Here is a 21,662-nt window from a genome sequence, read left to right on the forward strand (position 1 = left end):
AGGAGCACCACCGTGGCCACCACCGCCCGCACCCCCCTCGCCGTCCTGGACCTCGTGCCGGTGTCGTCCGGGTCCACCCCCGGCCAGGCCCTGCGCAACAGCGTCGACCTCGCCCAGCAGGCCGAACGGCTCGGCTACGCCCGGTACTGGTTCGCCGAGCACCACCTCAACCCCGGCGTCGCGGGCACCTCCCCGGCGGTCGTGCTCGCGCTCACCGCCGCCGCCACCTCCACGATCCGGCTCGGCTCCGGAGCCGTACAACTCGGCCACCGCACCGCCCTGTCCACCGTGGAGGAGTTCGGGCTGCTCGACGCGCTGCACCCCGGCCGGTTCGACCTCGGACTCGGCCGGTCCGGCGGCAGGGCGGAGTCGGCGACGCCCGCGCCGGTGCCGGAGCAGGTGACACCCGTCGTGGACGGCCGCACACCGAACGGGCTGCGTATCCCGGCCCGGTTCTCCGTCGCGAACCTGCTGCGCTCCCCGCGCTTCGCCCTGCACCGGAAACTGCTCCAGCAGCCGGGCGCCGAATCGCAGCCGTACGACGAGCAGATCGCCGACATCCTCGCGCTGCTGGCGGGCACCTACGCCACCGAAGGCGGCGTCGAGGCACACATCGTGCCGGGGGAGGGAGCCGATCTCCAGGTGTGGATCCTGGGCAGCAGCGCCGGTATCAGCGCGCAGGTCGGCGGGGCCAACGGCCTCCGGTTCGCGGCGAATTACCACGTCAGCCCGGCGACCGTGCTGGAGGCCGCCGAGGGGTACCGGGCCGCCTTCAAGCCGTCCGCCGAGCTGGACCGGCCGTACGTCAGCGTCTCGGCGGACGTCGTCGTCGCCGAGGACGAGGCCACCGCACGGGAGTTGGCCACCGGCTACGGCCTGTGGGTGTGCAGCATCCGCAGCGGTGAGGGCGCGATCCAGTTCCCCACGCCCGACGAGGCCCGCGCGCACCGCTGGAGCGATGCCGATCGGGAGCTGGTCGCCGACCGGACCGAGACGCAGTTCGTCGGCTCACCCGAGAGCGTCGCCGACCAACTGGAGGTCCTGCGCGACGCCACGGGGGCCGACGAACTTCTCATCACCACGATCACCCACGACCACGCGGACCGGGTCCACAGCTACGAACTGCTGGCCGAGGAGTGGGCGCGGCGATGACCGCGCGACCGGGCGGGGCGGCCCGGTTCGCGCGGCGCTTCCTGGTGGTCAGGCGGCGGTCTCCTCCTGCGCCGTCGGGTCCACGCCCAGCTCCTCCAGCAGCCGCTCACGCAGCGCGGCGTACGCCGCGCTGCCGTGGGCGCGCGGCGCGGGCAGCTCCACGGGGATGTCCGCGCCGATGCGCCCCTCCGCCAGGACGACCACGCGGTCCGCGAGGACGATCGCCTCGTCCACGTCGTGCGTCACGAGCAGGACCGCCGGGCGGTGCTTGGCGCACAGCCGGCGCAGCAGTACGTGCATCCGGATACGGGTCAGCGCGTCCAGCGCGCCGAACGGCTCGTCGGCGAGGAGCAGTCCCGGTTCGCGTACGAGCGAACGGGCCAGCGACACGCGCTGCTGCTCACCGCCGGACAGCTCGACGGGCCACGCCTTCTCCCGTCCCTCCAGGCCGACTTCGGCGAGCGCGGCCCGTCCGCGTTCCACCGGATCGGGCCCGTCGAGGCCGAGGACGACGTTGTCGAGCACCCGCTTCCAGGGCAGCAGCCGGGCGTCCTGGAACACGACGGAGACCGGCTCGGGGGAGCTGAGTTCGCCGGTGCCCGTGACGTCGTGGTCGAGACCGGCGAGCGCGCGCAGCAGCGTGCTCTTGCCGGAGCCGCTGCGGCCCAGCAGCGCGACGAACTCCCCGGCGCCGACGTCGAGATCGAGATGGTCGAGGACGTTCCGGTCGCCGAAGGAACGGATCAGATTCCTGATCTGTACGGTGCCGAGGCCGGTGCCGGCCGGGTGTTCGGCGGTCAGCCCGCCAGTGTGCGTCGCCATGACAGCGTCCTCCGTTCGACGAGACGTACCAGGGCGTCCGAGAGCAGCCCGAGGAGCCCGTACACGACCAGACCGACGATGATGACGTCGGTCTGCCCGTACGTCCGGGCCAGCTCCATCATGTAGCCGATCCCGCTGGTGGCGTTGACCTGCTCGACCACCACCAGGGCCAGCCAGGCACCGGTCACGGCGAACCGCATGCCCAGCAGGAATCCGGGCAGCGCGCCGGGCAGGACCACATGGCGCAGGAACGCCGTACGGCTCAGCCGCACCGTCTCGGCCAGCTCCACATAGCGGTTGTCGATGGTGCGCAGTCCGTTGTGCGTGTGGATGTAGACGGGCACGAAGACGCCCAGGGCGATCGTGATGACCTTCATGGACTCGCCGATGCCGAACCACAGGATCAGCAGCGGGATCAGCGCGAGGGACGGGATGGCCCGCTTGATCTGCACCGGGCCGTCGATCACCCCTTCGGCGATCCTGCTGAGCCCCGACACGAGAGCCAGGATCAGGCCCGCCAGAACGCCGAACAGCAGGCCGAGCGCGGCGCGTTGGGCCGAGGTGGCGAGATTGGACTGGAGCCGGCCGTTCTCGATCAGATCGCCCGCCGTCGTCACCACGGTCCAGGGGGCCGAGAGATTACGGGCGTCGATGAGGCCGGTGGCGGAGCCCGCCGCCCAGACGGCGAGCAGCAGCAGCGGGCCCAGTGCCCAGCCGTACGGGACGGGGCGCCCCAGACCGAGCCGGCGGCGCGGTCCGAGCCGCCGGGCGGCGCGGGAGCCGCGTGCTTTGCGGGAGATGTCCGCGGGTCGCGGTGCCGGCCTCAGCTCCGTGTCCGGGCCTGCGTCGGGGCCCGCGTCGGTTACCGCCGACTCGGCTTTGGACAGGGTGACTTCTTCGGCTGCTTCCGTGCTCATGATCCGGCTCCCGTCTTGGCCCCGGTGTCAGAGGTGTCCGCTCCGGTGCCCGCGATCGCTTCGGCCCCGACCTTCTCGAAGCGCCGGTCGAAGAGGATCTTCGCGTCGAACGACTTCTTGTCCGTCTCCTTCGACAGCAGGTCGACCGTCTTCTGCTGATTCGCGATGGTCTCCGTCCAGTCACCCGGAATGGCCGGGTGCCCACCGGTCTTGACCAGATATTCGCCGTCCTGGCGCGACAGCCCCTGGTCCTTCACGTAGTAGCCCTCGATCCACTCCTCGGGGTGGGTGTCGATCCAGACCTCCGCCTTGGCCCAGTACTTGACGAACTCCCTGATGGCGGCGGCCTTCTGAGGGTCACTCACCGACTCCGTCGGCACCCAGAGATGGCTGGGGTCGTCCCGCAGCCCGTGCGGGATCGTCTTGCCGCCGTCCTTGCCGTACTTCGCCGGATAGCGCTTGATGTTGACCCCGCCGAGCGGCGCGGCATCGACCTGCTTGCCGCCGAGCGCGGTCGGATAGACGTCGCCGGTGCTCGGCAACTCGACCAGCTTCACGTCTTCCTTGGTGAGTCCGGCCTTGGCCAGGATGCGCAGGACGAGCGCGCCCTGGGCCTGCCCGGGGCTGTACGCGATCCGCTTGCCGCGCAGATCCGCGAGGGTGTCGATGTCGGCGCCCGGCGCGATGCCGAGCTCGTATATCGGGTTCTTGATCGGGTCCGTACGGAACGCCGCGGCCACCAGTTTGGTGTCGAGCCCGGTCCAGTGCGCGTGGATCGACGGGATCTCGGCCGCCGAGCACACGTCCAGGGAATTGGCCCGGAACGCCTCGGAGCACTGCGGACCGCCGCTGAGATTCGCCCACTTCACCTTGAAGGGGAGTTTGTCTATCTGTCCGGAGAGCTTGAGCGCGACCTGGATCTCCGGACTGCCGATCGTGATCTCGGTGTCCGGATCCACCGTCTCCGGGATCTCGACGTCGGAGAGATCCTTCGAGGACGCGGTGGTGGTCGCGGTGTTGTCGGCGCAGCCGGTGAGCACGGCCGAGCTGATCAGGACGGTGGCGAGCAGGGCAGCACGGAGTGCTCTGGACATGTCTGTTCCCGGGTTCTCTGAATTGCTGGGACCTTCACGGCATGGGGCGGTGAGGTCAGCTACAGAGCGCGGTCGCGACGCGCATGAGATCGACGGCGCGTCGTTTGCTCAACCGCTGGGATTTGGACATGTTCGTGAAGCTAGTGGCGGTACGAAGCCATGGGCAAGAGGCCCGGTTCGAATATGCGATACGGCAACAATGGCTTCGTACCGCCGCTATACGCCTGACACAGAACCCGGTACGGAACCGGACAAAGCCATGCGTCAGTTCACCGTGACCGGGACCCTGATCACCGCGTCGAAGAGGTAGCCCTGTGTGTTGGGCACGGAGCGTTCGGGCTGGGTGTTGCCCGCCAGATCGGTGGCGCGCGCGAGGAGATGGGTCTGCCCCTTGGTGTGCGGGCGCCAAGGGGCGTACCAGCGCACCCAGTTGTTACGGCGCGGAGTGTCCCGCAGTTGCGCCCGCTGCCAGCGCGCCCCGCCGTCGGTGCTGAACTCGACCTGCCGCACGGGCGCGTGGCCCGACCAGGCGCGGCCGGTCAGCCGGTGGGTGCGCCCGGCGGCCAGCACGGTGTCCGGGGCGAGTTCGAAGCCGGACTTGATGGTCTGCCGGGTCAGCGGGGCGCTGCCCCCGGGCGGGTAGGAGGGGCCGAACAGCCGGTAGAAGTCGGTGTTCCAGGGCGAACTCAGCGGCTCGGCGCTCACCTCGATGTCGCCGACCCACTTGATGGACGCGATCCCCACCCAGGACGGCACGACGACCCGGACCGGATACCCGTGGTCGTACGGCAGCGGCTCGCCGTTCATCTCGTACGCGAGGATCACGTCGTCCAGCGCCTTCGCCACCGGCAGCGGGCGGCGCACCCGGCCCAGATTGACGCCCTCGGTGATGTAGTCGGCGTCGAGCCCGCGCGGCATCACGTCGACCGCGTGCCCGCCGATCCCGGCGCGGCGCAGCACGTCGGAGAGCCGCACGCCGCGCCACCGGGCGACACCGATCGCGCCGAGCGTCCAGGCGGTGCCGGAGGCGGCGTCGCCCTGCTGGGAGGTGTAGAAGCTGCGGCCGTTGCCGGCGCACTCGACGGCCACGTCGCGGGTGACGGAGGGGAGCCGGCGGAGCTGGTCGTACGTGAAGCGGGCCGGGCCGCCGCTCAGGCCGCTGCCCCACACCGTCAGGGTCCAGGCACCCTTGTCCAGCACGGGGGTCGACGTGTGGTTGCGGACGAAGAAATGCTCCACGGGTGTATGGAGGCCGGTGTCACGGAGGGCGGCGAAGTTGGCTTCGGCGTTGGTGCCGCGGATGGTGAACAGCTCGGGTGGGAGGGGCTTGACGATGCCGGGGGCCACGGCAGCGGGTGCGGCGCGCGGGGCGGCCAGGGCGGGCGTGCCCGTGGCGACCTGGGCGGCCACCGGGGCGGCCGCGAGCATCTTCAGTACGGAACGACGGGCAGGGGTCATCGCGGGACTCCTCGATGGAGGGGAGGAACGGGGGAGACCGGCCGGGAAACGGCGCGAGAAGCAGGCGTCAGCGACAACAACAGCGGCGCGGCGAAAGGCGCGACATGACAGCCATGCGGAAATCCTAGTACCACCGGGGGCCGCGTCAGGCGGTGTTCGCCCCGCTCGTGGACCGTCGGACGGCGACCATGGCGACGTCGTCCTCAAGACGGGCGTGGCGTCGCAGGTCGGTCAGGATGGCGTGGAGCATCGCGGCCGGGGGGTGGGCGGCCCAGTTGCCGATGCGTTCGGTGAGCGGGTAGAAGACGCCGACCGCGTTACGGGCCTCGATGAGGCCGTCGGTGTAGAGCAGCAGGGTGTCGCCCGGTGCCAGGTGGTGGGTCTCGACCTGCACGGGGTCGCTGTCGAGACCGAGCAGTCCGACCGGCAGCGACGCTCTCACGGCCGGCAGCTCCCGCGCGGTGCCGTCGTGCAGGAGGAGCGGCGCCGGGTGGCCGCAGTTCACCAGCCGTACCTCGTCGCCCTCACCGACGACCTCGACCACGACGGCCGTCACGAAGCACTCCCGTATGCGTTGCGCCGTCTCCGGTCCCTGCGCGCTGTCGCCGCTCTGGTCCGCCAGCTCGTCGGCGCGTATCAGGTCACGGCGCACCGCCTCGTCGAGAAAGGCGGGCAGATCGGCCAGGGCGACGCCCTGCCGGGCACCCTGGCGGAAGGCGTTCAGCACGAACAGCACGACTTCCAGGGTTGACAGCCCCTTGCCCTGGACGTCCCCCACGATCACCCGTGGTCGTCCGCCGACCATCGCACAGGCGTACAGGTCGCCGCCGAGCGTGGATTCCGCGTCGGACGCCAGATAGGTGGACGAGATCTCCATCGGACCGAGCCGGGATGGCAGTGGACGCAGGAGTGTCGCCTGCGTCTGGGCGGTCACCCGCCGTGACTGCTCCAGCTGATGGGTTCGTTTCTCCCGCACCGAGGCCGCCCCCACCGAGGCCACGCAGATGACCACCGCCGTCGCGAGGGGGACCGGCGCGTCCTCCCAGTTCAGCCGCCCGTTCTCGGCGAGGGCGCCGACGTAGGCCGGCACCATCGCCCCGGAGATCAACAGCACCGCTCGGGGGCCGGCGAACACCGCCGCCAGGGCGGGCAGCGCCAGCATCATGCCGCCGAGACGGATCCTGGACCCGCCGAACGCGTCGGCGATCAGCAGCACCGCCAGGATCGCGACCGCCAGACCCACGATCGCGTGCGGCCCTCGCCACAGCGCCTTGGAGTCGCGCCTCGGTGCGTCGACGGAAGGCATGTCTTCACGGTACTGCGATCTTGCCCGGCGGGCGCCGTCGGCGGGTGGCCCGCGCCGCCGCGAGGAACCCCCGCCGGACCCCCGCCGGACCCCCGCCGGACCCCCGCCGGACCCCCGGCGGGTCTCATCGGACCCGGCCGGATCTATCCTCGGCAGGAATCGAACCCCGGGTCGGGTCGAACGGAACGGAGTCGGGATGCGCTACATCATCATCGGGGCGGGCGCCGTCGGCGGCAGCATCGGCGGCCGGCTCGCCGAGTCCGGCCACGACGTCGTCCTCGTCGCGCGGGGCGCGCACCACGCGGCGCTGCGCGACCACGGTCTGCGGCTCACCACACCCGACGGCACCCGCGTGCACCGCCTGCCCGTGGTCGAGCGGCCCGACGAGGTCGAACTGCGCGCGGACGACGTCCTGTTGCTCTCGGTGAAGACGCAGGACAGCACCGCGGCCCTGGACGCCTGGGCGGCGCGGCCGGTCGCCGGCGGCGGGACGGCCGGCGAGACGCTGCCGCTGGTCTGCGCGCAGAACGGGGTGGAGAGCGAACGGCTCGCCCTGCGCCGCTTCCGGCACGTGTACGCCATGTGCGTCTGGCTGCCCGCCACCCATGTCGAGCCGGGCGTGGTCGCCGCCGGAGGCACCCCGTACACGGGCACCCTGCATATCGGCCGCTACCCGTCCGGCACCGACGGGACCGCCGTCCGGATCGCCGCCGACCTGGAGAAGTCCCGGATACTGGCGCCGGTCGTGCCGGACGCGATGCGCTGGAAGTACGGCAAGCTGATCGCCAACCTCGCCAACGCGGTGGAGGCCGTCAGCGGCCGTATCGTCGGCGACGAGGCCCGCGACCTCGCCGCGCGCACGTTCGCCGAGGGCCGCGCGGTGCTCGCGGCCGCCGGTGTCGAGGCGGTGAGCGGGGCGGAGCAGGACGAGGTCCGGAGCAGGATGAGCTTCGACCCGTACGCCGTGCCGGAGGGCGGCGGCGGGTCGTCCTGGCAGAGCCTCAGCCGGGGCACCGGCACGATCGAGTCGGACTACCTGAACGGCGAGATCGCGCTGCTGGGCCGGCTGCACGGCGTGCCGACACCGATCAACGAGACGCTTCAGCGCGTCGCCAACACCTTCGCCCGCGAGCGCCGCCCGGCGGGCTCGCTACCGGTCGACGAACTGCTGAGGATCATCGACGCCGGTGCGTGAGCAGGCTGGTGATGCCGCCGTCGTCCTCGGGAACGTCCCGTACGTGCTGGTAGCCGAGCCCCATGAGCAGTGACAGCGAGGGCGCGTTCGCGGGGTCGACGGTGGCGTGGACCTCGGCCAGACGGAGGGTGTCGTGCCCGTACGCGGTGAGCGCCGCGGCCAGCTCGCGGCCGAGCCCCCGGCCCCGGACGGCGGGCGTGAGCGCGTAGACCAGCTCGTGGCCGTCCAGCCACGGCTCGGGAGAGGGCTTGATCTCGGCGTGCCCCGCGTAGGCGCCGTCGTGCCGTACGGCCCACACGTCGAACCGGTTCGCGGGATACACCTCGGTGAAGACCCGCCCGAACAGCGCCCGGTCGGCGGCCTCGCTCTGCGGCCCGTCGCCCAGCCAGCGGGACACCCGGGTGTCCTGGAAGAGCGCGACGAAGTCGTCCTCGTCGGCGGGGACGTACGGGGACAGGGCGAGGCGTTCGGTACGCAGGTCGGGGGTCACGGTCCCGGAGGCTAGGCTGGCCCCCGCCGGGGCCGCAACCGGGTTGTGACGTGTCGCCTTTCTTCAAGACCGCCGGCCCTCGCGATTCCTACGGTGGGGGCATGAACAACGACAGCACGGTGTACCCGGCGATGCGGGAGTGCGCGGCCGAGGCCGCCCGGATCGCGGCCGCCGTTCCCACGGACCGCCTCACGGCGCCCACGCCCAGCGCGGAGTGGGACGTCCGGGCCCTGGCCAACCATCTGGTGCTCCACACCTCGCACGGCCTGGAGCACCGCGCCCACCGCACGGAGATGCCGGAGACACTCACCGCGCGCGACTTCACGGCCGACGCGGACTGGCCCGAGCGGTACGGGGTCGCGCTGGACCGCGCCGTGACCGCCTGGGCGGATCCCGCCGTCTGGGAGGGGGAGATCGGCGCGGGCGGGGGAGCGACCCCGGCGACCGCCGTAGCCGCCCTCATGACCCTCGAAATGGCGCTGCACGGCTGGGAGTTGGCACGGGCCACGGGGCAGGAGTACCGGCTCTCGGAGGAGACGGCGGCGTTCGTCCTCGGCGTCGTGGAGGAGTACGCCGAGATGTACCGCGAGTACGACGGCTTCGCCGATCCCGTCCGGGTCCCCGCGACGGCCGGCACCTTCGCCCGCGCACTGGCGGCGAGCGGCCGCGACCCGCACTGGACGCCCTGACCCCCTGATTCCCCGACGTACCGGGGCCGCGCGAAGTGGCCCACCCGATCGCCACACCAATGGCCCGTGGGGCAGGGCCATCAGCCGTCTAGTCTCGCCGGTATGAGCGATCAGGAGCCCCGCACCACCGTTGACTTCTACTTCGATCCCGCCTGCCCGTTCGCCTGGATCACCTCGCGCTGGATGCTGGAGGTCGAGCGGCGGCAACCGCTCGACCTGCGCTTCCACGTCATGAGCCTCTACCTGCACAACGCCGGCAACGAGCTGCCCGACTGGTACCGGGATCTGGTGGACCGGTCCATCGGGCCGGTGCGGGTCGCCGTGGCCGCCGCGCAGCAGCGGGGGGACGGCGTACTGCGTAACCTCTACACCGCGCTCGGCACCCGGATTCACGAGCGGAAGAACGAGGACTTCGACGCGGTCGTCACCGAGGCCCTGGCCGAACTGGGACTGCCCGCCGATCTCGCGGAGGCCGCGCACGACCCGTCGCACGACGAGGCCGTGCGCCGTAGCCACGACGCGGGCAAGGACCCGGCCGCCGACGCGTACGTCGGTACGCCGACCATCCATGTCGACGGAACCGTCTGGTTCGGACCTGTCCTGCGGGCGATCCCGCGCGGTGAGGACGCCGTCCGCCTCTTCGACAGCTTCCGGGTGCTCGCCCGCCACCCCGACTTCTTCGAGCTGAAGCGCACCCGCACGGGTGGTCTCGACTTCAGCTGACCGATCGACGGGCCAGGCGGTCGGCCGACCGCCCGGAGAATCAGACGGACACCAGTTCCCTGACCGCCTTCGCCGCCTCGTACCGCCGCACCAGCAGCCGCGCCAACTCCGGTGCGGGGCCCAGTACATCGGCCAGTACGTCCGCGCCCGACTCGTGCGCGCCCCGCGCGATGCGGTCGGGGAGGCGGCCGGGGGCGATCACGTACGGGGCCACTGCCACCCGCCGTACCCCCTGCGCCCGCAGCTCGCGCACGGCGTCCTCCGTGCGCGGCAAGGAGGCGGAGGCGAACGCGGGTCGCACGGCGCACCAACCGGTGCGACGCCACTCCCGCGCGACATGGGCGATCACCGCGATCGCCTCCGGGTCGCTGGAGCCCGCCGAGGCCAGTACGACCCCGGTCGAGCCCTTGTCGCCGGGCGTGAGCCCGGCCTCGTACAACCGCCGCTCCAGCGCGTCCGTCAGCAGCGACGACGGGCCGAGGACGTCGGCCTGCCGTACCGCGAGTCGGGGCAGCCGCGCCCGTGCCTCGCGCAGCACGGCCGGGATGTCGGACTTGGCGTGGAACGCGCGGGTCAGCAGCAGCGGCAGCGCCACCACGTCCCGTACGCCCTCGGCGTCCAGCCGCTCCAACACCGCGGGAACCGAAGGGGTGTTGAAGTCCAGGAAGCCCGCTTCCACCCGCAGCCCCGGACGCAGTGCACGCACGCGGCGAAGCAGCGCGTGCACGGTCGCGGCGTGCCGCGGGTCGCGGCTGCCGTGCGCGACGACGACGAGCACGGGCCGGCCGGGCGTACGGGACACGGGGATCAGCTCCTGACCAGGAGACCGCGGCTGCGCAGGACGCGGCGCTCCAGGGGCGAGAAGAACAACAGGTCGATGCCGATACCGACGATCAGGATGAGGATGATCGTGGCCAGCACACCGGACATGTCGCTGTAGGTGCGGAAGTTCTCCATGAGCTGGCCGAGTCCCGTACCGAGGTCCGGCGAGCTGGCGATCAGCTCGGCGGCCATCAGCGAACGCCACGAGAACGCCCAGCCCTGCTTCAAGCCTGCCAGATAGCCCGGTAGGGCCGCGGGCAGCAGGACATGCCGGATGCCGTTGATCCCGGTCGCGCCGATGGTCCGGCCGGCCCGCAGATACAGCGGCGGGATCTGGTCGACGCCGGCCACCAGGCCGTTGGCGATGGACGGTACGGCGCCCAGCAGCACCACCGCGTAGATCGTGGCGTCGGTCAGACCGAACCAGATGATCGCCGCGGGCACCCACGCCACCGACGGCAGCGACTGGAGCCCGGACAGGATCGGCCCGATCGCGGCCCGTACCACCTTCACCCGCGCGACCAGCAGCCCCAGCGGCGTACCGATGGCGACGGAGACGGCGAAGCCCAGCGCGCCGCGCGAGACGCTGGTCCAGATGTAGCCGAGCAGCGTGCCGTCCAGCCACATGTCCTCGATGGAGCCCCAGACGTCGAGCGGCCCCGGCAGTACGTAGTCGGGCTTGAGGTCGGAGGCGGCGGCGAGCTGCCAGGCCGTGATCACCAGGACGACCGCCACGAGCGGCGGTACGAGCTTGGAGAGCAGGATGCTGCCGAGCGACACCCGCTCGGCGGTCCTGGTCTCCAGCGCGTCCAGGCCGGCCTCCAGGCCCGCCAGGTCCTCCTTGGACACGGCGGCGCCCCTCGGAGCCACCGGAGCCCCGGAGGTCCCCGTTTCAGTTCTGGCCATGTCGGCGAATCTCCCCACGCAACTCCTCGGTGATCTCCACCGACAGGTCCGCCACCGCGGCGTCCTCGATCCGGCGCGGCTGCGGGATGTCGATCCGCCACTCCCGCGCGATACGCCCCGGCCGGGACGACATCAGCACCACGCGCTCCGCGAGCCGGACGGCCTCGCGGACGTTGTGCGTGACGAAGAGGACCGACACGTTCGTCTCGGCCCAGATCCGGGTCAGCTCCTCGTGCAGCACGTCCCGGGTGATGGCGTCGAGCGCGGCGAACGGCTCGTCCATCAGCAGCAGTTGGCTGTCCTGCGCCAGTGCGCGGGCCAGCGCGACCCGCTGGCGCATACCGCCGGACAGCTCGTGCACCCGCTTGCCGTACGCGCCCTTCAGCCGTACCAGCTCAAGCAGCCGCTCGGCCTCGCCACGCCGTTCGGCCTTGGGCATGCCCCGCATCTTCAGGGCGAGTTCGATGTTCTTGCCCGCGGTGAGCCACGGGAACAGCGCGTGCTCCTGGAACATCAGGGCCGGCCGGCCGCCGGGGACGTCGATCTCCCCCGACGACGGCAGGTCGAGCCCGGCGACCAGGTTGAGCAGAGTGGATTTTCCGCAGCCGGACGCCCCCAGCAGGGTCACGAACTCACCGTGCGCCACGTCGATGCTGACGTCGTCGAGCACGAGCTGCTGGGCGCCGGGCCGGCCGAACGACTTGGACACATGGTCGAGACGGGTGGCGTACGGCTGTGTGCCGACGGTGGTGGCCTGCTTGACGAGAGTGGTGGCCATGAGTCGCACCTCCTGGGGGCGGTCCGGTTGCGGGACAGGTCGAACGGGCGCTCGGGCTCGGCTACTTGACGCCGAGGCCGGCGTCGTCGATCGCGGGCTTCCCGTCCGCCTTCAGCACCTTGTTGAGCAGCGTCAGGTCGTAGATCCCGTCGAGCAGCGGGTCTTCGAGCAGCCCCGCCTTCACCGCGTGCTCGGACGACACGCTCAGCGTGGAGGCCAGCGGGTCGTCGGTGATGTCGACGTTCTTCCACGCCGGGTCGATGACCTCGGGCGGCAGCGCCGCCCCCGAGTCCGCCTTCAGCTTGGCGTTGGCCGCGGCCTTGGCCTCGTCCGGGTTCTCGTTGATCCAGGCGTTGGTCTTCACCGAACCGCGCAGCACGGCCTCGACGACGTCCGGGTGCTCCTTGAGGAACTTCTGGGAGACGATCACGTTCGTGATGACGAACTTGCCGTCCTTCCACAGCTTCTTCTCGTCCAGCAGCACCGAACCGCCGCCCGCGACCAGCTTCGACGCGGTCGGCTCGGGCACCCAGGCCCCGTCCAGCGAACCGGCCTCGAAGGACGCGGGGATCTGCTTGTTGTCCTGGCGGATGACGGTGACATCACCCTTGCCGGTGTTCGTGTCGACCTTCAGGCCCTTGTCCGACAGGTAGTTGAGCAGCGCCACGTCCTGCGTGTTGCCGAGCTGCGGCGTCGCGATGCGCTTGCCCTTGAGGTCGTCCAGGGACTTGATCTTCTTCGGGTTGACGACGAGCGAGACACCGCCGGATGCCGAGCCCGAGATGATCCGGAGGTTCTGGCCCTTCGACTTGGTGAAGCCGTTGATCGAGGGGGAGGGGCCGATCCAGCCGATGTCTATCGCGCCCGCGTTGAGCGCCTCGATCTCCGAGGGACCCGCGTTGAAGACCTGCGGCTTGATCTTGGTGCCGCCCAACTCCTTCTGGATCAGGCCCTCCTGGAGGCCGACCAGCGCGGTGGCATGGGTGATGTTGGCGAAGTAGCCGATCTTCACCTCGCCGAGGCCGCCGATCTTCTCGCCCTTGGCGGCGGGGGCGACCTTGTCGTCCTTCTCGCTGTCGGAGCCGTAGCCGCAGGCGCCGAGGACCACGGCGAGCAGGGGCAGGGCGGCTACCGCGGCGAGGGTACGTCGGCGGCTCCGGGCAGTACGGGTGGCTGGCACGGGAGGGTTTCCTCTCGTCGGCCCGTGCTCACGTCCCTCGGTGACGAGGCGGCGTGGCCGGGCGGTCGGCAGTGTCGGAAGGTCTTCGGTGGTACGGGTACTGCGGGCATGGCACCGCGATGTCGCGGGTTCTCTGGGCGCGCGTGCGGTGCGCGTACGTCAGCGCGCACATCGCGCCACCCCGCCGGTCCCCGCGCCGAGGGCGCCGCTGCCGACCCGGCCGCCCTCCTTCGCGAACGTCGCGTACATGTCCACGGGCATCAGAAGTCCCAGCCCTCGTCGTCGGTGGTGTCCGCCTCGGCGGGCGGCGGCTCGGCGGCGAACGAGTCGCCCGCCATGCCGGCCGCCAGCGTGGTGCCGTCGGCCGGGTCGATCAGGAGGAAGGAGCCGGTACGGCGGGAGTCCCGGTACGCGTCGAGCGCCAGCGGCTCGGCCGTACGGATCACCACCCGGCCGATGTCGTTGGCGACGAGCCGCCCCGGCGCCGGGTGCTGGGAGAGGTCGTCCAGGGTGAGCCGGGACGGGATGTCCTTGACGATCGCCTTCACCGTGCGGGTCGTGTGCTTCAGCAGCACGCGCTGGCCGACGGTCAGCGGCCGGTCGGCGACATGGCAGACGGTCGCCTCGACGTCCCGGGTGATGGCGGGGACACCGGAGCTGGGCGCGATGAGATCGCCGCGTGAGACGTCCACGTCGTCGCTGAGCCGGATCGTGACCGACTGCGGCGCCCACGCGATGTCGACGCTCTCACCGAGTGCGTCGATGCCCTCGATGGTGCTGGTACGGCCCGAGGGCAGCACGGTCACGGCCTCGCCGACGCGCAGCACACCGGAGGCGATCTGGCCCGCGTAACCGCGGTAGTCGGGGTGTTCGGCGCTCTGCGGCCGGATGACGTACTGGACGGGGAAGCGGGCCGGGCAGCCGGACAGGTCGTGGCTGACGGCGACGGTCTCCAGGTGCTCCAGGACGGTCGGCCCGCCGTACCAGTCCATGTTCGCCGACGGCTCCACCACGTTGTCCCCGGTCAGCGCCGAGATCGGGATCGCCGTGATCTCGGGGACGCCGAGCGTGGCGGCGTACGCGGTGAACTCCTTGGCGATCGCGGCGAACACGGGCTCCGCGTACTCCACGAGGTCCATCTTGTTGACGGCGAGCACCACGTGCGGGACCCGGAGCAGGGCCGCGACGGCCGCGTGCCGGCGGGTCTGCTCGACCACCCCGTTACGCGCGTCGACCAGCACGACGGCCAGCTCGGCGGTGGAGGCGCCGGTCACCATGTTCCGCGTGTACTGCACATGCCCGGGGGTGTCGGCGAGGATGAACCGCCGCCGGGGGGTGGCGAAGTAGCGGTAGGCGACATCGATGGTGATGCCCTGCTCGCGCTCGGCGCGCAGCCCGTCGGTCAGCAGCGCGAGGTCGGGCGTGTCCTGGCCGCGGCCGAGCGAGGCGCGCTCGACGGCCTCCAACTGGTCGGTGAGCACGGACTTCGAGTCGTGCAGGAGCCGCCCCACCAGCGTGGACTTGCCGTCGTCGACGGATCCGGCGGTGGCGAAGCGCAGCAGGGTGGTGGCCGACAGTTGCTCGGTGGCAGGGGCCCGGGTGGTCGTCATGGTTAGAAGTACCCTTCGCGCTTGCGGTCTTCCATGGCGGCCTCGGACATCTTGTCGTCGGCGCGGGAGGCGCCCCGCTCGGTGAGGCGGGATGCGGTGATCTCCGTGATGACGGCGTCCAGCGTGGTGGCCTCGGAGTCGACGGCGCCCGTGCAGGACATGTCGCCGACGGTGCGATAGCGCACCAGGCGGGTCTCGCTGGGCTCGCCCTCCTTGGGGCCGCCCCAGTCGCCCGCCGTCAGCCACATGCCGTGGCGGTTGAAGACCTCACGCTCGTGCGCGAAGTAGATCTCGGGCAGTTCGATGCCCTCGCGTGCGATGTACTGCCACACGTCCAGCTCGGTCCAGTTGGAGAGCGGGAAGACCCGCACGTGCTCGCCCGGCGCGTGCCGCCCGTTGTAGAGCTGCCACAGCTCGGGGCGCTGCCGGCGCGGGTCCCACTGCGAGAACTCGTCGCGCAGCGAGAACACCCGCTCCTTCGCCCGCGCCTTCTCCTCGTCGCGCCGGCCGCCGCCGAAGACCGCGTCGAACCGCTCGGCCTGGATCTTCTCCGTCAACGGGAGGGTCTGGAGAGGGTTACGGGTGCCGTCGGGGCGCTCGCGCAGGGTGCCCGCGTCGATGTACTCCTGCACCGACGCGACATGCAGCCGCAGCCCGTGTTCGGCCACCGTACGGTCGCGGTAGGCCAGCACCTCGGGGAAGTTGTGACCGGTGTCGACGTGCAGCAGCGTGAACGGCACCGGCGCCGGCGCGAACGCCTTCAGCGCCAGATGCAGCATGACGATCGAGTCCTTGCCGCCGGAGAAGAGGATCACCGGCCGCTCGAACTCACCCGCCACCTCACGGAAGATGTGCACACCCTCCGACTCCAGGGCGTCCAGATGGCTCAGGGCGTACGGCGCCACGCTGCCGCCGGTGCCCTCGGTGACGGATGCGACGGTCGTCGTCATCAGGCCAGACCCCTCTCGGTGAGCAGCGCGTGGAGCGCCGCCGCGGACTCCTGCACGGACTGCGTGTGCGACTCGATCCGCAGGTCGGGCTCCTCGGGGGCCTCGTAGGGGTCGTCGACGCCGGTGAGACCGCTGATCTCGCCGGCCGCCTGCTTCGCGTACAGGCCCTTCACGTCCCGTACGGAGCACACCTCGACCGGAGTCGCGACATGCACCTCCAGATACGCGGTGCCCTCGCTCTGGTGGCGCTTGCGCACCGCCTCGCGGCTGTCGGTGTACGGGGCGATCACCGGCACCAGCGCCTTGACGCCGTTCGACGCGAGCAGCTCGGCGACGAAGCCGATCCGCTGCACGTTGGTGTGCCGGTCCTCGCGGCTGAAGCCGAGGCCCGCGGAGAGGAACTCGCGGATCTCGTCGCCGTCCAGGACCTCCACGCGGTGGCCGTCGGAGCGCAGCCGGTCCGCCAGTTCGACGGCGATGGTGGTCTTGCCGGCGCTGGGCAGACCGGTGAGCCAGATCGTCGCGCCGTGCTCGGTCCGGCTCATCAGTGCAGCCCGCATTCGGTCTTGGAGTTGCCCGCCCAGCGGCCGGCGCGGGCGTCCTCGCCCTCCAGCACACGGCGGGTGCAGGGCGCGCAGCCCACGGAGGCGTAACCGTCCTGGAGCAACGGGTTGGTGAGGACGCCGTGTTCGGCGACGTACGCCTCCACGTCCTCCTGCGTCCAGCGGGCGATCGGCGAGACCTTGACCTTGCGGCGCTTCTCGTCCCAGCCGACGACCGGGGTGTTCGCGCGGGTCGGCGACTCGTCGCGGCGCAGGCCCGTCGCCCAGGCGTCGTACGCCGTCAGGCCCTCTTCGAGGGGCTTGACCTTGCGCAGGGCGCAGCACAGGTCGGGGTCGCGGTCGTGCAGCTTCGGGCCGTGCTCGGCGTCCTGTTCGGCGACGGTGGCGCGCGGGGTGAGCGTAATGACGTTGACGTCCATCACGGCTGCGACGGCGTCGCGGGTGCCGATCGTCTCGGGGAAGTGGTAGCCGGTGTCGAGGAAGACGACGTCGACGCCGGGCAGGGCGCGGGAGGCGAGGTGGGCGACCACCGCGTCCTCCATGGAGGAGGTGACGCAGAAGCGGGCGCCGAAGGTGGTGGTGGCCCAGGTGAGGATCTCCAGGGCGGAGGCGTCTTCGAGTTCGCGGCCCGCGCTCTCGGCGAGCGCCTTGAGTTCGGCGTGCTTCCGGTCGTCGGTCTTGGCCGCATCCGTCGTGTTCGTGTTCGTGGTCTCCGTCGGAGCCGTCATATCCGTTCCCCTCCGTCGTCCGTCGTCAGCCCACGGGTCAGCAGCCCGAGGAACTTCAGTTGGAAGGCCCGGTTGCAGGCTCCGCATTCCCAGGCGCCGTGACCCTGCTCGTTCGGGCGCAGGTCCTCGTCGCCGCAGTAGGGGCAGTAGAACGGGGCGGCGCGCTCGCTCACGACAGCGCCTCCTCGGACGCGCGGGCCGCCCACGTGGCGAAACGCTCGTCGGCCTCGCGCTCCTTGCTGAAGCGCGTGAGCACGCGCTCGACGTAGTCGGGGAGTTCGGCGGCGGTGACCTTCAGACCGCGGACCTTGCGGCCGAACGCGGGCTCCAGACCGAGCGCGCCACCGAGGTGCACCTGGTAGCCCTCGACCTGATTGCCGTCGCCGTCCAGCATCAGCTGGCCCTTGAGACCGATGTCCGCGACCTGGATCCGGGCGCAGGCGTTGGGGCAGCCGTTGACGTTGATGGTGATCGGCTGGTCGAAGTCGGGGATACGGTCCTCAAGTTCGTCGATCAGGGAGGCGCCGCGCGCCTTGGTCTCGACGATCGCCAGCTTGCAGAACTCGATGCCGGTGCAGGCCATCGTGCCGCGCCGGAAGGGCGACGGCTTGACCCGCAGGTCGAGCGAGGCCAGGCCCGCGACGAGCGAGTCGACCTGGTCCTCGGCCACGTCGAGGACGATCATCTTCTGCTCGACGGTGGTCCGCACCCGCCCGGAGCCGTGCTCCTCGGCGAGGTCGGCGATCTTCTTCAGGGTCGGGCCGTCCACCCGGCCGACGCGCGGCGCGAAGCCGACGTAGAACCGGCCGTCCTTCTGGCGGTGCACACCGACGTGGTCGCGCCACTCCTCCACGGGCCGCTCGGGCGCGGGGCCGTCGACGAGTGTCCGCTTCAGATACTCGTCCTGGAGGATCCGGCGGAACTTCTCGGCGCCCCAGTCGGCGAGGAGGAACTTCAGCCGGGCGCGGGTGCGCAGCCGTCGGTAGCCGTAGTCACGGAAGATCCCGATGACGCCGGCCCATACGTCGGCGACCTCGTCCAGCGGGACCCAGGCGCCGAGGCGCTGGCCGATCTTGGGGTTGGTCGACAGACCCCCGCCGACCCACAGGTCGAAGCCGGGGCCGTGGTCGGGGTGCTCGACACCGACGAAGGCGATGTCGTTGATCTCGTGCGCGACATCGAGGAGCGGCGATCCTGAGATGGCCGTCTTGAATTTGCGCGGGAGGTTCGAGAACTCCTTGGTGCCGATGAACCGGGCGTTGATCTCGTCGATCGCCGGGGTGCCGTCGATGATCTCGTTCTCGGCCACTCCCGCGACCGGGGAGCCGAGGATCACGCGGGGCGTGTCACCGCAGGCCTCGGTGGTCGACAGGCCGACGCCCTCCAGCCGCCGCCAGATCTCCGGGACGTCCTCGATCCGGATCCAGTGCAGCTGGATGTTCTGCCGGTCGGTGATGTCGGCCGTGTCCCGGCCGAACTCGTGCGAGATCTGGCCGATGACGCGCAGCTGCTCGGTGGTCAGCCGGCCGCCGTCGATCCGGACCCGCAGCATGAAGTACTTGTCGTCCAGCTCCTCCGGCTCCAGGATCGCGGTCTTGCCGCCGTCGATCCCGGGCTTGCGCTGGGTGTACAGCCCCCACCAGCGCATGCGTCCCCGCAGGTCGGCCGGGTCGATCGAGTCGAATCCGGCCTTCGAGTAGATCGTCTCAATGCGTGTCCGCACATTGAGACCGTCGTCGTCCTTCTTGGCCTGCTCGTTCGCGTTGAGGGGAGTGAAGTGACCAACGGCCCACTGCCCCTCGCCGCGGTGACGGCTCACCTTGCGGCGGGGCGTGGCGGCGGCGGGCTTCTCAGGGGTGGCGGCCATGGCGGGACACGTCCTTCGGGACTGCGGAGGGCGGCTCTGACCTGCACACGTGAGCTGACGGCGCAGCGGTGCGCAGAGGGAGGTTCGAGCGGGGTGAGCGAGGGGCGACAGGAGCTGTGGTGGTCAGCTCGCCCGACAGATCGCGCTGGACATGCGGCAGAGATCGACGTGCCGCCGACTCACCAAGGCAATTCCAGCTGTAGACATGGGGGAAGCCTGGCACGCGGATCTGAGGCCAGTCCACCACGATCCACGATGTGGACGAGACTGTCCCGCTAGATGAGATGGGGTGTCTGGTGGGCGCCGGCCCACGGTCCCGGGGCCGTCACATCCGGCTCCTCCGCCACCTTCGTGTCGAAGAGGACGAAGCCACGGCGCAGATAGTTGTCCATCGCGTGCTCCCCGTCCTTGGAGCAGGTGTGCAGCCAGACCCGCTTCGTCGGCGTCCGACCCGGCCGGCGCTCCGCCATGTCCCAGGCGCGCGCCACCCCGTACGACAGCAGATGCCCGCCGATCCGGCGGCCCCGGAAGGCCGGGATGAGCCCGAAGTACACGATCTCGACCGTGCCGTCCTCCTGCGCCTCCAGCTCCACGTAGCCGGCCGGGGTGCCCTTCTCGTACGCCACCCAGGTCTCGACGCCCGGCCGGGAGACGGCCTCGTGCCACTCCTCGTACGACAGGGCCAGCCGGTCGGTCCAGCGGATGTCACCGCCGACGGCGGTGTAGAGGAACCGGCTGAACTCCGCGGAGGGGACCTCGGACCGGACGATCCGCACATCGCCCTCGGGCTCCGCGGCCGGCCGCAGATCGGCCGGGGAGGTCTGTTCCAGGGACCAGGTGGTCACAGTGATGCTCATGGTCGTCAGGGAATCACGCGGCCCCGCACCGGCCAAACCGTGCCATCGTGCGCCCCGCGAGCCCGGCGGGCGCCCCAAGGCAGGACCTATTCGACCCACCCGCCGTGCAGCCGGTCGCCGGCCACCGCCGGCGCCGTCGAGTGCGGCAGCAGCTCCGCCGGGTGCTCGGGCCGTACGACCTCCACCTCGACCTCCTCGCTGAAGCGGTACGGCCGGTGGGCCAGCACCCCCGACAGATGACGGCGCACCCGGGACATCTCCGCCCGCACCGTCACCGTCCGCGTCGGGTCCCCGAAGACGTCCGCCGCCAGCTCCGCCGCGCTCCGCCCCTCCCGGTGCACGGCCAGGACGTACAGCAGCTCCGCGTGGCGCGGCGTCAGCTCCTGCGCCCAGCTGCCCGCCGCCCCCGAGACGGTCACGGACCAGCGCCGGGGCCGGCTCAGATCCAGCACGACCTTGCTCGGCGCGTCCGGCGGCGCCTCCTCCTCCACGGTCAGCAGCCAGCCGCCGGGCAGCGGCTCCACGGTGCACATGCCCAGGGACGGCAGCCAGAGCCGCCCCGGCCGCACCGACCTGGGCAGCGGCAACCGGTCGACCGGCGCCATCCCCGTCACGGCGGCCGTCCAGCCGTGCGTGTCGACGGCCACCGCCCTGCCGCCCACCCGGCACAGGATCGGCGCCGCGACCGAACGCAGCCGCTCGACGGCCCGCAGATGCCGCTCCCGCAGCTCGCTCTCGGCGAGCTTGGCGACGGAGGTGACCAGCGCCAGCGTCGTCGGATGGAAACCCGTCGCCGGGCCGCTCACGTCGATGGCGCCCAGCAGCCGTCCGTCGCGCGGGTCGTGCACCGGCGCGGCCGCGCAGGTCCAGTTCGTCAGGACGTGCACGAAATGCTCGGCCGAGTGGACCTGCACCGGGGCGCGGGCGGCCAGCGCCGTACCGATGGCGTTGGTCCCGGTGACCTGCTCCGACCAGGCGGTGCCCTCCGCCAGGCTGATGCCGTCGGCCTGCCGCAGCACCTTGGCGTTGCCCTTGCGCCACAGGACGCGGCCCTGGTCGTCGGAGACCACGAGGATCTGGAGCGACGCGTCGGCGATACCGGTCAGCCCGTCGGTGACGCCGCGTATCACCTCGGCGAGTGCCGATGTACGACGCCGGTGTTCGAGCTCCTCCGTGGCCAGGACCACCCGCCCGGTCCGCTGCCGGTCGGGGTCGACGCCGAGGCGCCGCATCCGCTGCCAGGACGCCCCGATGACGGGGCGGGGCGCCATCGGCGGCCGGTCACCGGCCAGCGACGCCGCCCGGATCCGCTGGAGCAGCCGTCTCGCCTGTGCGCCGTCCATCGCCGTGAGGCGTGACAGATCGAGCGATGTGTCCTTCATCGGGCCCCCCGCCGCGCACGGCGCTTTCTCGATTCATGGACGTGGACCGGTCATGGACATGGACCGGGTATGGACCGGGTCATGCGGAGCAGTTCGCTCCGCTCTCCCCATCGTGCCGTTCCGGCCCGCTGCCGGTACGACGGTCCGGATATTCTGCAACCACTTGCAACCCT

The 21,662-nt window shown here is 71.3% G+C and carries 23 protein-coding genes; 4 read left to right on the forward strand and 19 right to left on the reverse strand.

Annotation, left to right across the window (positions count from 1 at the left end):
* The first annotated feature begins 12 nt into the window (after window positions 1-12).
* Window positions 13-1,152 carry an LLM class flavin-dependent oxidoreductase gene (locus tag ACFT9I_RS04110; RefSeq protein ID WP_382560378.1) on the forward strand — a complete coding sequence of 380 codons (1,140 nt, stop codon included), beginning with the start codon at window positions 13-15 and terminating at the stop codon, window positions 1,150-1,152.
* A 48-nt stretch (window positions 1,153-1,200) separates the two neighbouring features.
* Here the strand turns inward: ACFT9I_RS04110 and ACFT9I_RS04115 are convergent, their stop codons facing one another.
* The 5 genes from ACFT9I_RS04115 to ACFT9I_RS04135 all read right to left on the reverse strand — a co-directional run bounded on the left by ACFT9I_RS04115 (window position 1,201) and on the right by ACFT9I_RS04135 (window position 6,749).
* Window positions 1,201-1,974: an ABC transporter ATP-binding protein gene (locus ACFT9I_RS04115; protein WP_382560380.1), complete on the reverse strand. Its 774-nt coding sequence runs from the start codon at window positions 1,972-1,974 to the stop codon at window positions 1,201-1,203.
* Window positions 1,950-2,891, reverse strand: coding sequence for an ABC transporter permease (locus tag ACFT9I_RS04120; RefSeq protein ID WP_382560383.1), 942 nt, complete (start codon window positions 2,889-2,891; stop codon window positions 1,950-1,952). The genes ACFT9I_RS04115 and ACFT9I_RS04120 overlap by 25 nt, the downstream gene beginning before the upstream one ends.
* Window positions 2,888-3,985, reverse strand: a complete 1,098-nt coding sequence (locus ACFT9I_RS04125; protein ID WP_382560385.1) for an ABC transporter substrate-binding protein — start codon at window positions 3,983-3,985, stop codon at window positions 2,888-2,890. Before ACFT9I_RS04125 ends, ACFT9I_RS04120 begins: the two co-directional genes overlap by 4 nt.
* Window positions 3,986-4,249: 264 nt before the next feature.
* Window positions 4,250-5,443 (reverse strand): sulfite oxidase, encoded by a 1,194-nt coding sequence (locus ACFT9I_RS04130; protein WP_382560388.1) that lies wholly within the window; start codon window positions 5,441-5,443, stop codon window positions 4,250-4,252.
* 145 nt (window positions 5,444-5,588) lie between these two features.
* Window positions 5,589-6,749, reverse strand: coding sequence for a PP2C family protein-serine/threonine phosphatase (locus tag ACFT9I_RS04135; RefSeq protein ID WP_382560391.1), 1,161 nt, complete (start codon window positions 6,747-6,749; stop codon window positions 5,589-5,591).
* A 196-nt stretch (window positions 6,750-6,945) separates the two neighbouring features.
* Between ACFT9I_RS04135 and ACFT9I_RS04140 the strand changes: the two genes are divergently transcribed.
* Window positions 6,946-7,944, forward strand: a complete 999-nt coding sequence (locus tag ACFT9I_RS04140; RefSeq protein ID WP_382560394.1) for a ketopantoate reductase family protein — start codon at window positions 6,946-6,948, stop codon at window positions 7,942-7,944.
* Here ACFT9I_RS04140 and ACFT9I_RS04145 read toward each other — a convergent pair.
* Complete coding sequence (locus ACFT9I_RS04145) at window positions 7,925-8,434, reverse strand: GNAT family N-acetyltransferase (protein ID WP_382560396.1); 510 nt, start codon at window positions 8,432-8,434, stop codon at window positions 7,925-7,927. The genes ACFT9I_RS04140 and ACFT9I_RS04145 overlap by 20 nt on opposite strands.
* 101 nt (window positions 8,435-8,535) lie before the next feature.
* Here ACFT9I_RS04145 and ACFT9I_RS04150 point away from each other — a divergent pair, with 101 nt between their 5' ends.
* The gene (locus ACFT9I_RS04150; RefSeq protein ID WP_382560398.1) at window positions 8,536-9,123 is read left to right on the forward strand and encodes a TIGR03086 family metal-binding protein; all 588 of its coding nucleotides are present in this window, start codon (window positions 8,536-8,538) and stop codon (window positions 9,121-9,123) included.
* A 102-nt stretch (window positions 9,124-9,225) separates the two neighbouring features.
* Window positions 9,226-9,846 (forward strand): DsbA family protein, encoded by a 621-nt coding sequence (locus ACFT9I_RS04155; protein ID WP_382560400.1) that lies wholly within the window; start codon window positions 9,226-9,228, stop codon window positions 9,844-9,846.
* A gap of 40 nt (window positions 9,847-9,886) precedes the next feature.
* Here the strand turns inward: ACFT9I_RS04155 and ACFT9I_RS04160 are convergent, their stop codons facing one another.
* The 13 genes from ACFT9I_RS04160 to ACFT9I_RS04220 all read right to left on the reverse strand — a co-directional run bounded on the left by ACFT9I_RS04160 (window position 9,887) and on the right by ACFT9I_RS04220 (window position 21,489).
* Complete coding sequence (locus ACFT9I_RS04160) at window positions 9,887-10,648, reverse strand: sirohydrochlorin chelatase (RefSeq protein WP_382560402.1); 762 nt, start codon at window positions 10,646-10,648, stop codon at window positions 9,887-9,889.
* Between the two features lie 5 nt (window positions 10,649-10,653).
* Window positions 10,654-11,574: an ABC transporter permease gene (locus ACFT9I_RS04165; protein ID WP_382560404.1), complete on the reverse strand. Its 921-nt coding sequence runs from the start codon at window positions 11,572-11,574 to the stop codon at window positions 10,654-10,656.
* A complete protein-coding gene (locus ACFT9I_RS04170; protein WP_382560406.1) occupies window positions 11,561-12,352 on the reverse strand; it encodes an ABC transporter ATP-binding protein in 792 nt (263 codons plus the stop codon). The genes ACFT9I_RS04165 and ACFT9I_RS04170 overlap by 14 nt, the downstream gene beginning before the upstream one ends.
* A 61-nt stretch (window positions 12,353-12,413) precedes the next feature.
* Window positions 12,414-13,532, reverse strand: coding sequence for an ABC transporter substrate-binding protein (locus ACFT9I_RS04175; RefSeq protein ID WP_382560409.1), 1,119 nt, complete (start codon window positions 13,530-13,532; stop codon window positions 12,414-12,416).
* 260 nt (window positions 13,533-13,792) lie between these two features.
* On the reverse strand, window positions 13,793-15,142 hold the full coding sequence (locus ACFT9I_RS04180) for a sulfate adenylyltransferase subunit 1 (RefSeq protein ID WP_382560411.1): 1,350 nt from the start codon (window positions 15,140-15,142) through the stop codon (window positions 13,793-13,795).
* Between the two features lie 2 nt (window positions 15,143-15,144).
* A complete protein-coding gene (gene cysD, locus ACFT9I_RS04185) occupies window positions 15,145-16,092 on the reverse strand; it encodes a sulfate adenylyltransferase subunit CysD (protein WP_382560414.1) in 948 nt (315 codons plus the stop codon).
* Entirely contained in the window at window positions 16,092-16,637 is a 546-nt protein-coding gene (cysC, locus tag ACFT9I_RS04190) for an adenylyl-sulfate kinase (RefSeq protein WP_382560416.1), read from the reverse strand. The genes cysD and cysC overlap by 1 nt, the downstream gene beginning before the upstream one ends.
* Window positions 16,637-17,383, reverse strand: a complete 747-nt coding sequence (locus ACFT9I_RS04195; protein WP_382560419.1) for a phosphoadenylyl-sulfate reductase — start codon at window positions 17,381-17,383, stop codon at window positions 16,637-16,639. Before ACFT9I_RS04195 ends, cysC begins: the two co-directional genes overlap by 1 nt.
* The gene (locus ACFT9I_RS04200) at window positions 17,380-17,556 is read right to left on the reverse strand and encodes a hypothetical protein (RefSeq protein ID WP_189106622.1); all 177 of its coding nucleotides are present in this window, start codon (window positions 17,554-17,556) and stop codon (window positions 17,380-17,382) included. The genes ACFT9I_RS04195 and ACFT9I_RS04200 overlap by 4 nt, the downstream gene beginning before the upstream one ends.
* Window positions 17,553-19,250, reverse strand: a complete 1,698-nt coding sequence (locus ACFT9I_RS04205; RefSeq protein WP_382560421.1) for a nitrite/sulfite reductase — start codon at window positions 19,248-19,250, stop codon at window positions 17,553-17,555. Before ACFT9I_RS04205 ends, ACFT9I_RS04200 begins: the two co-directional genes overlap by 4 nt.
* Before the next feature lie 123 nt (window positions 19,251-19,373).
* A complete protein-coding gene (locus ACFT9I_RS04210) occupies window positions 19,374-19,457 on the reverse strand; it encodes a putative leader peptide (protein ID WP_329082446.1) in 84 nt (27 codons plus the stop codon).
* A 68-nt stretch (window positions 19,458-19,525) separates the two neighbouring features.
* Complete coding sequence (locus tag ACFT9I_RS04215; protein WP_382560424.1) at window positions 19,526-20,107, reverse strand: GNAT family N-acetyltransferase; 582 nt, start codon at window positions 20,105-20,107, stop codon at window positions 19,526-19,528.
* An 86-nt stretch (window positions 20,108-20,193) separates the two neighbouring features.
* A complete protein-coding gene (locus ACFT9I_RS04220) occupies window positions 20,194-21,489 on the reverse strand; it encodes a GAF domain-containing protein (RefSeq protein ID WP_382560427.1) in 1,296 nt (431 codons plus the stop codon).
* Window positions 21,490-21,662: the final 173 nt, after the last annotated feature.

Origin of the sequence: Streptomyces sp. NPDC057137 (assembly GCF_042670825.1) — a bacterium.
GTDB lineage: Bacteria > Actinomycetota > Actinomycetes > Streptomycetales > Streptomycetaceae > Streptomyces.

What these genes read in the sequence shown, in the direction of transcription:
- ACFT9I_RS04180 (WP_382560411.1), bottom strand. Translation starts at nt 15,142, where the DNA reads ATGACGACCACCCGGGCCCCTGCCACCGAGCAACTGTCGGCCACCACC.
- ACFT9I_RS04170 (WP_382560406.1), bottom strand. Translation starts at nt 12,352, where the DNA reads ATGGCCACCACTCTCGTCAAGCAGGCCACCACCGTCGGCACACAGCCG.
- ACFT9I_RS04120 (WP_382560383.1), bottom strand. Translation starts at nt 2,891, where the DNA reads ATGAGCACGGAAGCAGCCGAAGAAGTCACCCTGTCCAAAGCCGAGTCG.
- ACFT9I_RS04220 (WP_382560427.1), bottom strand. Translation starts at nt 21,489, where the DNA reads ATGAAGGACACATCGCTCGATCTGTCACGCCTCACGGCGATGGACGGC.
- ACFT9I_RS04140 (WP_382560394.1), top strand. Translation starts at nt 6,946, where the DNA reads ATGCGCTACATCATCATCGGGGCGGGCGCCGTCGGCGGCAGCATCGGC.
- ACFT9I_RS04135 (WP_382560391.1), bottom strand. Translation starts at nt 6,749, where the DNA reads ATGCCTTCCGTCGACGCACCGAGGCGCGACTCCAAGGCGCTGTGGCGA.
- cysC (WP_382560416.1), bottom strand. Translation starts at nt 16,637, where the DNA reads ATGAGCCGGACCGAGCACGGCGCGACGATCTGGCTCACCGGTCTGCCC.
- ACFT9I_RS04155 (WP_382560400.1), top strand. Translation starts at nt 9,226, where the DNA reads ATGAGCGATCAGGAGCCCCGCACCACCGTTGACTTCTACTTCGATCCC.
- ACFT9I_RS04165 (WP_382560404.1), bottom strand. Translation starts at nt 11,574, where the DNA reads ATGGCCAGAACTGAAACGGGGACCTCCGGGGCTCCGGTGGCTCCGAGG.
- ACFT9I_RS04130 (WP_382560388.1), bottom strand. Translation starts at nt 5,443, where the DNA reads ATGACCCCTGCCCGTCGTTCCGTACTGAAGATGCTCGCGGCCGCCCCG.
- ACFT9I_RS04125 (WP_382560385.1), bottom strand. Translation starts at nt 3,985, where the DNA reads ATGTCCAGAGCACTCCGTGCTGCCCTGCTCGCCACCGTCCTGATCAGC.
- ACFT9I_RS04195 (WP_382560419.1), bottom strand. Translation starts at nt 17,383, where the DNA reads ATGACGGCTCCGACGGAGACCACGAACACGAACACGACGGATGCGGCC.
- ACFT9I_RS04150 (WP_382560398.1), top strand. Translation starts at nt 8,536, where the DNA reads ATGAACAACGACAGCACGGTGTACCCGGCGATGCGGGAGTGCGCGGCC.
- cysD (WP_382560414.1), bottom strand. Translation starts at nt 16,092, where the DNA reads ATGACGACGACCGTCGCATCCGTCACCGAGGGCACCGGCGGCAGCGTG.
- ACFT9I_RS04210 (WP_329082446.1), bottom strand. Translation starts at nt 19,457, where the DNA reads ATGTCTACAGCTGGAATTGCCTTGGTGAGTCGGCGGCACGTCGATCTC.
- ACFT9I_RS04215 (WP_382560424.1), bottom strand. Translation starts at nt 20,107, where the DNA reads ATGAGCATCACTGTGACCACCTGGTCCCTGGAACAGACCTCCCCGGCC.
- ACFT9I_RS04115 (WP_382560380.1), bottom strand. Translation starts at nt 1,974, where the DNA reads ATGGCGACGCACACTGGCGGGCTGACCGCCGAACACCCGGCCGGCACC.
- ACFT9I_RS04205 (WP_382560421.1), bottom strand. Translation starts at nt 19,250, where the DNA reads ATGGCCGCCACCCCTGAGAAGCCCGCCGCCGCCACGCCCCGCCGCAAG.